The sequence below is a fragment of the Streptomyces sp. PA03-6a genome, assembly GCF_033792765.1.
Taxonomy (GTDB): Bacteria; Actinomycetota; Actinomycetes; order Streptomycetales; family Streptomycetaceae; genus Actinacidiphila.
The window spans coordinates 1-9,212 of the sequence record NZ_JARAVK010000307.1; the positions used below are offsets into that span (position 1 = coordinate 1).

The 9,212-nt window shown below is 72.5% G+C and carries 8 protein-coding genes; all 8 read left to right on the top strand.

Annotated features, from left to right (window positions below; genetic code table 11):
• Positions 1–224: 224 nt before the first annotated feature.
• A complete protein-coding gene (locus PV350_RS40770; protein WP_500338466.1) occupies positions 225–899 on the top strand; it encodes a GntR family transcriptional regulator in 675 nt (224 codons plus the stop codon).
• Between the two features lie 99 nt (positions 900–998).
• The gene (locus tag PV350_RS40775; RefSeq protein ID WP_500338463.1) at positions 999–1,901 is read left to right on the top strand and encodes a dihydrodipicolinate synthase family protein; all 903 of its coding nucleotides are present in this window, start codon (positions 999–1,001) and stop codon (positions 1,899–1,901) included.
• 24 nt (positions 1,902–1,925) lie between these two features.
• Positions 1,926–3,650: an L-arabinonate dehydratase gene (gene araD, locus PV350_RS40780; RefSeq protein WP_499511187.1), complete on the top strand. Its 1,725-nt coding sequence runs from the start codon at positions 1,926–1,928 to the stop codon at positions 3,648–3,650.
• A gap of 99 nt (positions 3,651–3,749) precedes the next feature.
• Positions 3,750–4,676, top strand: coding sequence for a carbohydrate ABC transporter permease (locus PV350_RS40785; protein WP_499511186.1), 927 nt, complete (start codon positions 3,750–3,752; stop codon positions 4,674–4,676).
• The gene (locus tag PV350_RS40790; RefSeq protein WP_499511185.1) at positions 4,673–5,596 is read left to right on the top strand and encodes a carbohydrate ABC transporter permease; all 924 of its coding nucleotides are present in this window, start codon (positions 4,673–4,675) and stop codon (positions 5,594–5,596) included. Before PV350_RS40785 ends, PV350_RS40790 begins: the two co-directional genes overlap by 4 nt.
• A gap of 56 nt (positions 5,597–5,652) precedes the next feature.
• Positions 5,653–6,831 (top strand): Gfo/Idh/MocA family protein, encoded by a 1,179-nt coding sequence (locus PV350_RS40795; RefSeq protein ID WP_500338464.1) that lies wholly within the window; start codon positions 5,653–5,655, stop codon positions 6,829–6,831.
• Positions 6,828–7,670, top strand: a complete 843-nt coding sequence (locus tag PV350_RS40800; RefSeq protein ID WP_499511183.1) for a DUF6807 domain-containing protein — start codon at positions 6,828–6,830, stop codon at positions 7,668–7,670. The genes PV350_RS40795 and PV350_RS40800 overlap by 4 nt, the downstream gene beginning before the upstream one ends.
• Positions 7,671–7,800: 130 nt before the next feature.
• Complete coding sequence (locus tag PV350_RS40805; protein WP_500338465.1) at positions 7,801–9,135, top strand: ABC transporter substrate-binding protein; 1,335 nt, start codon at positions 7,801–7,803, stop codon at positions 9,133–9,135.
• The last annotated feature ends 77 nt before the right edge of the window (positions 9,136–9,212 follow it).

Sequence of the window (9,212 nt, forward strand, 5' to 3'; positions counted from 1 at the left end):
TTTTTTGTTTTTTCATTATACGACTCCATCGTCGACCTCCAACGGACTTATCGTCGGCAGCGTCAAATGGGTATAAGAGACAGCAACCCACACACGACAACAACCGCACCGCACACAAAGTGCGTCGGGCCCATTGACGAACCCCGCCCCCCGCCCTACTTTCATCGCGTCGTACTTCGTACGTCATATATGAGACGCCATACGTGAGATCCGAAAGAGCCCTCATGGACCTGCTCGCCGGCACCGCGCCGACGCCGATTCCGTCCCGTACCCAGGTCGTGCTGGAAACGATCAAGCACGGGATACTGACCGGGCAGCTGAAACCCGGTCAGGCACTCGTGGAGGCCGAGCTGGCCGCGCAGTTCGGGGTGTCGAAGACGCCCGTGCGGGAGGCGCTCAAGACGCTCGCCGGCACCGGGCTGGTCGTGATGAGCCAGTACAAGGGCGTCACCGTGCGGACCGTGGACGCGGAGATGGCGCGTCAGGTGTACGACGTGCGCCTGCTGCTGGAGCCGGAGGCGCTGCGCCGTACCGTCACGCACCGCGCCCCGCTGGACGCCGCGCGGGACGCGCTGTCGCGGGCCGACGAGGCGGGGGACCGGGCCGACCGGTCGCTCGCCAACCGGGAGTTCCACCGGGCGCTGTACACGCCGTGCGGCAACCCCCTGCTGGCCCGGATGCTCGACGACGTGCGGGACCAGGCGGCCCTGGTCTCGGCGGTGGTCTGGCAGGAGACCCCGTCGTGGGAGCAGGAGGCCCGCGAGCACCGGGAGATCCTGGCGCGTGCCCTGGACGGGGACGCGGACGGCGCGGCGCGGCTGCTCCACGACCACATCGCGAGCTTCGTGGCCCGGGCGTTCCCCGAGGGCCCGGACGGCGGCGAAGGAACGGCCCGCTGAGCCGCGGGCGCGCGGGGTGAGGGGACGGCCCTCCGCGCGCCCGCTCCCCCACGCCGCCCCCACGGCATCCCGTAGCGACCCGAGTTGAAGGGCAACCGCATGTCATTCGCAGAGCAGTCGTCGGCGCTCGCCGATGTCGTGGCGATCCCGGTGACCCCGTTCGGCGCGGACGGGGGCGTGGAGCCCACCGCGTACCGGGCGTTGCTGCGCAGACTGCTCGACAGCGGGGTGCGGACGGTCACGCCGAACGGCAACACCGGGGAGTTCTACGCCCTCGACCCGGCCGAGCGGCGGCTGGTCGTCGAGCTGACGATGGCCGAGGCGGACCCGGACACCCAGGTCGTGGTGGGCGTCGGCCACGACGTGCCGACCGCGGTGGCCGCCGCGCGGCACGCACGCGACGCCGGGGCGCAGATGGTGATGGTGCACCAGCCGATCCACCCGTACGTCTCGCCGGAGGGCTGGGTGGACTACCACCGGGCCATCGCGGAGGCCGTCCCGGGGACCGGGGTCGTCCCGTACGTCCGCAACGCGGCGCTGGACGGGGGGCTGATCGCGCGCCTCGGCGAGCTGTGCCCGAACGTCGTCGGGGTGAAGTACGCGGTGCCGGACGCCGCCCGCTTCGCGGGGGTGGCCCGGGACGCGGGGCTGGACCGCTTCACCTGGGTCGCGGGCCTCGCCGAGCTGTACGCCCCCGCGTACTGGGCGGTCGGCGCGAGGGGCTTCACCTCGGGCCTGGTCAACGTCGCGCCCCGGGTGTCCCTGGAGATGCTGCGCGCGCTGCGCGACGGCGACTACGCGGCGGCGATGAAGGTGTGGGAGCAGATCAGGGAGTTCGAGGACCTGCGGGCCGAACAGCAGTCCGCCAACAACGTGTCGGTGGTCAAGGAGGCCCTGGCGGTGCTGGGACTGTGCCGCCGTGACGTGCGCCCGCCCAGCCGCCTGCTGACCGGGGGCCGGCGCGAGCGGGTGGCCGCGCTGCTCGCCGGCTGGGACGTGTGAGCCGGGACGGGACGGAGGGCCGCCATGAAGAAGCCGGAAGAGCTCCGCAGCCACCAGTGGTACGGGACGGACGGCCTGCGCTCGTTCAGCCACCGGGCCCGTACCCGGCAGCTGGGCTACCTGCCCGAGGAGCACCTGGGCAAGCCGGTGATCGCGGTCGTCAACACCTGGAGCGACATCAACCCCTGCCACGTCCACCTGCGCGAACGGGCCCAGGCGGTCAAGCGCGGGGTGTGGCAGGCGGGCGGCTTCCCCCTGGAGTTCCCCGTCGCGACGCTGTCGGAGACGTACCAGAAGCCGACGCCGATGCTCTACCGCAACCTGCTCGCGATGGAGACCGAGGAACTGCTGCGCTCCTACCCGGTGGACGGGGCGGTCCTGCTGGGCGGTTGCGACAAGTCCACGCCCGCGCTGCTCATGGGGGCAGCGAGCGCCGGCCTGCCGGCGGTGTTCGTGCCGGCCGGGCCCATGCTGCCCGGGCACTGGCGCACCGAGGTCCTGGGTTCCGGCACCGACATGTGGAAGTACTGGGACGACAAGCGGGCCGGCCTCATCGGTGACTGCGAGATGGCCGAACTGGAGAGCGGGCTGGCCCGTTCGCCCGGCCACTGCATGACCATGGGCACCGCCTCCACGCTGACCGCCGCGGCGGAGGCGCTGGGGATGACGATGCCGGGCGCGTCGTCGATCCCCGCCGTCGACTCCGGGCACGACCGCATGGCGGCGGCCTCGGGGATGCGGATCGTGGACCTCGTGCGCGAGGACCTGCGGCCGTCCGCGATCCTGACCCGCGAGGCGTACGAGGACGCGGTGGCCACGGTGCTCGCCCTCGGCGGTTCGACCAACGCCGTGATCCACCTGATCGCGATGGCGGGGCGCAGCGGTGTCCCGCTGACGCTGGACGACTTCGACCGCATCGCCCGCACGGTGCCGGTCCTGGCGAACCTCCGGCCGGGCGGCCGCCACCTGATGGAGGACTTCCACTTCGCGGGCGGTCTCCCGGGGTTCCTGACCCGGCTGCGGGACGCCGGTGTCCTGCACCTCGACCGGCCGACCGTCGCGCACGCCACGCTGCGCGAACAGCTCGCCGGTGCCCTCGTCCACGACGAGGACGTGATCCGCCCGCTGGACAGGCCGCTCGCGGCCGAGGGCGGCGTCGCCGTCCTGCGCGGCAACCTGTGCCCGGACGGCGCGGTCATCAAGCACATCGCCGCCGAGCCGCACCTGCTCAAGCACACCGGCCCGGCCGTGGTGTTCGACGACTACCGGACCCTGCAGCGCACCATCGACGACCCGGCGCTCGGCATCACCGAGGACAGCGTGCTCGTGCTGCGCGGCTCCGGTCCGCTCGGCGGCCCGGGCATGCCCGAGTACGGGATGCTGCCGCTGCCCGGCCACCTCCTGAAGAAGGGGGTGCGGGACATGGTGCGCATCTCCGACGCCCGGATGAGCGGCACGAGTTACGGCGCGTGCGTGCTGCACGTGGCGCCCGAGTCGCACGTGGGCGGGCCGCTCGCCCTCGTCCGTACCGGCGACCCGATCACCCTGGACGTCCAGGCGCGCACCCTGCGCCTGGAGGTCGACGACGCGGAACTGGAACGCCGGCGCGCGCAGTGGCAGGCACCGCCGCCGCGCTACGGACGCGGCTACGGCGCGCTGTACCAGGACCAGATCACCCAGGCCGACACCGGCTGCGACTTCCGCTTCCTGGCCCGGCCCGGAGAAGTGCCGGAGCCCTACGCGGGCTGACGCCCCACCGCGCACCACCCCGCACCGCCACCGCGCCCGTGGCGGTCCCGCACCACTAGGCAAGCGCTTTCCCCGCACCCGTACGAAGGAGTACCGGTCATGGCCACAGCCGTGGCGAAACCACCCCGGCCCCCGCGGCGCCGGCCGTCCGGCGCCGCCCGGCGCACCCCGTACCTCCTGATCGCCCCGGCCGTCCTGCTGATGCTGGGCTTCATCGCCTACCCGATGGTCAGCGTCCTCTACTACAGCCTGCAGGACCACAACGTCACCAAGCCCTGGCGGAACGGCTTCGCCGGCCTCGGCAACTTCCGGCGGATCCTCTTCGACGACCCGCTGTTCTGGCAGAGCCTGCTCTTCAGCCTCAAGTGGGTCGCCGCGGAGGTGGGGCTGCAGCTCGCCCTCGGGCTGGCGCTCGCCCTGGTCGTCAACCAGACCTTCGTCGGCCGCGGCCTGTCCCGCGCCCTGGTCTTCTCGCCGTGGGCCGTCTCCGGCGTGCTGACCACCACGATCTGGATGCTGCTCTACAACCCCGCCACCGGCATCAGCCGCTACCTGGCGGACGCCGGCATCGGCGAGTACGGCACCTCGGTGCTCTCCGACCCCGCCACCGTCTTCCCGGCCGCCGTCCTGGCCGAACTGTGGCGCGGGGTGCCGTTCTTCGCCATCCTCATCCTCGCCGACCTGCAGTCCATCCCGAACGAGCTGTACGAGGCGGCCTCGGTCGACGGCGCGGGCCGCTTCCGGCGGTTCTTCCACATCACGCTGCCCCACCTGCGGGACGCCATCGTGCTGTCCACGCTGCTGCGCGGGGTGTGGGAGTTCAACAACGTCGACCTGCTCTACACGCTCACCGGCGGCGGTCCCGCCGGTTCGACGACCACACTGCCGCTGTACGTGGCCAACACCGGCATCGACGGCCACGACTTCGGCTACGCGTCCGCGCTCACCACCGTCGCCTTCGTGATCCTCCTGTTCTGCTCCATCGTCTACCTGCGTCTGAGCAAGTTCGGGGGCGACCGCACATGACCACCACCGTGCCGGAGAGGAACGGCCTCCCCCTGCCGCGCGTGGCGCCCGCCACGCGCCCCGACGACGGCGGCGGTGCCGGGCCGCGCCGCGGGCGCCGGGGGCTCGGCGCGGGTGCGCCCCGCTGGCAGATCTACCTGCCGCTCGGCCTGTACCTGCTGTTCACGCTCGTCCCCTTCTACTGGATGCTGCTGTTCGCGCTGCGCCCCTCGGGGTCCACCTCGCTGGTGCCGTGGCCGGCCACCACCGCGCACTTCTCGAAGGTGTGGAACGACCTCGGTTTCGCGGTCTTCTTCAAGAACAGCCTGCTCATCGGCGTGGCCACGCTCGTGATGACCACCGTGATCGCCCTGCTCGGCGGTTACGCGCTGGCCCGTTTCGACTTCCGCGCCAAGCGCGCCTTCCTGCTCGCCCTGCTGTGCTCGCAGTTCATCCCGGGCGCGCTCATGCTGGTGCCGCTCTTCCAGATCTTCAGCGAGCTGCGCATGATCGACTCCCTGTGGAGCGTCATCGTCGCCGAGACGGTCTTCCAGCTGCCGCTGTCGATCATCCTCATCAGCGGCTTCATCAGGAACGTCCCGGTGTCGCTGGAGGAGGCCGCCTGGGTCGACGGCTGCGGCCGGATCCGGGCCTTCTGCGCGGTGGTGCTGCCGCTGCTGCGGCCGGGGCTGGTCGCGGTGGGCTCCTTCGCCTTCGTGCACAGCTGGAACCACTTCCTCTTCTCGCTGATGTTCCTCAGCACGCAGGAGAAGTACACGATCCCCGTCGGCCTCAGCTACACCATCGGCTCCGGCGAGAGCGTCGAGCTCGGAACGCTCGCCGCGGGCGGCGTCGTGGCCGCGGTGCCCGTCGTCATCGTCTTCGCCTTCATCCAGAAGTGGCTGGTCACCGGCTTCAGTGCCGGTGCGGTGAAGGGCTGACGCCCGTCCCGCCACCAGCCACCCGCCCCTGTCCCGCGGACGAGGAGGTCCGAACCGTGCGAGATGCATCCACGCGGCCCGGCGACGCGCCCGTGCCCGTCGTCCTGGCCGGGGCCCGCGGCCACGGCGCCTGGCACCTGGAGAACCTGAGGAGGCTGTCGGCCACCGGTCTGGTGCGGCTCGCCGGGATCTGCGACACCGTCCCGCTCGCGCCGGGGGAACCGGCCGGGTTCCCCGGACCCGCCCACGGCACCGACCTGGGCGAACTGACCGCGCGGACCGGCGCCGGGATCGTCATCGTCTGCACCCCCCTCCACACGCACACCGACCTGGCGCTGGCCGCGGCCGCGCAGGGCGCCCACGTGCTGCTGGAGAAGCCGCCCGCGCCCTCCTACGCCGCGTACGAACGGCTGGTCGCCGGGGTCGAGGCGAGCGGACGGGCCTGCCAGATCGGCTTCCAGTCGCTCGGCTCGCACGCCCTGGACGCCGTCCGCGCGCTGGTGGCCGACGGCGCGATAGGCACCGTGCGCGGCATCGGCGCCGCCGGCAACTGGGTGCGCGACGAGCACTACTTCCGCCGGGCCGCCTGGTCGGGGCGGCGCAGGATCGGCGGTACGGACGTGGTCGACGGGGTGCTCACCAACCCCCTCGCCCACGCCGTCGCCACCGCGCTCGCCCTGGACGGCAGCGAACGCGCCGAGGACGTCGGGGCGATCGAGCTGGAGCTCTTCCGGGCCAACGCCATCGAGGCCGACGACACCTCCGCCCTGCGGCTGCGCACCGCGCGGGGCACGGTCGTCACGGTCACCGCCACCCTGTGCGCCGAGCGGAGCGCCGAGCCGTACGTCGTCGTCCACGGCGACCGAGGCCGTGTGACGTTCTGGTACAAGCAGGACCGCGTCCTGCTGCAACGCGCCGGGCGCGGCCCGCAGGAGCAGCGGTACGGGCGCACGGACCTGCTGGAGAACCTGGTCGCGCACGTGCGGCACGGCGAGGATCTGCTCGTGCCGCCCCGCGCCACCGGTGCCTTCATGAAGGTCGTCGAGGCCGTGCGCACCGCCCCGGACCCGGTGCCGCTGCCCGACGGCGCCTGGCGCTCCGAGCCCGGCGAACGGTCCGCGCGACGTGTCGTCACCGGGGTCGACGGCATGGTCACCGCCGGCGCGGAGACCCTGGCCCTCTTCTCCGAGCTGGGCGCCCCCTGGGCCGCGCCGAACGGGGCGGTCCGGCGATGACGACCACCGTGCTGCGTGCCGCCGGACGTACCGTCGGACGGTACGTCCACCGCCCCGAGCTGCCCGGGCGGCTCGCCCCACGCCCGTACCTGCACCCGCTGACCACCCTGGCCGGGGTGCCCGTCACCGAGTTCATGCCCGGCGACCACCTCCACCACCTCGGGGTGAGCGTCGCCGTCCCCGACGTCGACGGGCGCAACTTCTGGGGCGGGCGCACCTACGTCCGCGACCGGGGCCCGGCCGAGCTGGACGACCACGGCGTCCAGGAGCACCTGGGCCTGCTCCGCGGCGGCCCGGACGGCTTCACCGAGGAGCTGTCCTGGCGCACCGGGGACCGCGAACTGCTCCGCGAGCGGCGGACGGTCACGGCCCGCGCGCTCGGCAGGGGCTGCTGGGCGCTCGACGTCACCTTCGCCCTGGCCAACCCCGGCGACCGGGAGCTGACCATCGGCAGCCCGGCCACCAACGGCCGCCCCGGCGCCGGATACGGCGGCTTCTTCTGGCGGGCGCCCGCCGAGCCGGAGCGGGCGCGGGTGTTCACGGCCGGTGCGGAGGGCGAGGAGGCCGTGCACGGCCGGGCGGCCGACTGGCTGGCCCTCTCGGGCGAGGGCTGGACGCTGGTCTTCGCCGGGGCGACCGCCGGGACCCGCCGCGACCCGTGGTTCGTGCGCACCGCCGAGTACCCCGGCGTCGGCTCCTCCCTCGCCTGGGCGCGGCGGCTGCCCGTCCCCGCGGGCGGCACCGTGACCCGGCGGATCGTCACCGCCGTCGCCGACGGTCGCCTCGGACCCGCGCAGGCCGGCGCGCTGGCCCGCCGCCTCGTCGACGGGAGCGGCTGACGATGCGCCCCTGGACCGCCGGCCTCGGCGACGGCACCCACCGCCGCGGACACCGGCGACGGCCCACGCCGGACCCCGGGCCACCCCTCACGTCCCCACCACCCGCACACACCCCGACAGGAGAGTCACCATGAGAGCACCGAAGGGCCGCGGAGCACGCCTCGCCGCCGCCGTCGCGGCCGTCTCCGCACTGGCGCTGACCGCGTCCGCCTGCGGCACCGACGGCAAGGGCAGCTCGGGCAGCGAGGGCAGCGGCAAGGGCACCGTCACCTTCTGGGACAACAACGGCGGTGTCCGCACCGAGGTGTGGAAGGAGATCATCTCCCGCTTCGAGAAGAAGAACCCGGACGTCAAGGTGAAGTACGTCGGGGTCGCCGCCGCCGACGTGCAGTCCAAGTACGACACCGCCATCGCGGGCGGCAAGGGCCTGCCCGACGTGGGCGGCGTGGGCACCGCGATGCTCGCGAGCCTGGTGGCGCAGGGCGCGCTCGACCCGGTGACCGACCGCATCGACGACAGCCCCCTGAAGGGCAGGTTCGACCCCAACCTGGTCACGAGCGTGCAGGCGGCGGGCGGCGGCGACGAGCTGTTCTCGGTGCCGACCTCCGCGAACATGGGCGTCCTGTGGTACCGCACCGACCTCTTCGAGGCCGCGGGGGCGCAGGCGCCCACCACCTGGGACGCGTTCTTCACGGCGACGCAGAAGCTGACGGACCGCAAGAACAACGAGTTCGGCTTCACCTTCCGCGGCGGCGCCGGCTCGATCGCCCAGGCCCTGGACATGATGTACGGGCAGTCGGGCATCGACAGCTTCTGGAACGGCGACACGACCACCGTCAACGACGCCAAGAACGTGGCGGCGCTGGAGAAGTACGTCGCGCTGTACAAGAAGACCACGCCCGAGGCCGACCTCAACAACGACTTCACCAAGATGGTCGCCGAGTTCGACAACGGGAAGATCGGCATCCTCCAGCACAACCTGGGTTCCTACCAGAACCACCTGGACGCCCTCGGTCAGGGCAAGTTCGCGGGCGTGGCCATGCCGGTCGACGCGGCGGGGGTGCGCACCACGGTCTCCAACCCGGTGGACGGGCTCGGTCTGTTCAAGAGCTCCGAGAACAAGGAGGCCGCCTGGAAGTTCATCGAGTTCGCCGCCTCCGCGGAGGCGAACAGCCTGTGGAACGAGTCCGCCGGTGCCATCCCGTCCAACACCGAGGCGCAGGACGACGACTGGATCGCCTCCGCCGGGGCCACCAAGATCGCCATCGAGGCGCTCACCGACCCCAAGACGAAGATCGTCCAGCTGCCGTACTACCTGCCGGACTGGAACACCCTCAGCAAGGCCGACAGCGAACCGGAGTTCCAGAAGGTCGTCCTCGGCCGGCTGAGCGCCAAGGACTTCCTCGACGCCTTCGCCGGGAAGCTCAACGCCGCGCAGGCGGACTGGAAGAAGCACACCTCCTGATCCGCGTGCCCGGGTACGGGAAGGCCGGCGGCGCCCACGCCGCGCCGTGAGCCGCCGGCCGTCCCCGCTCCCCCTCC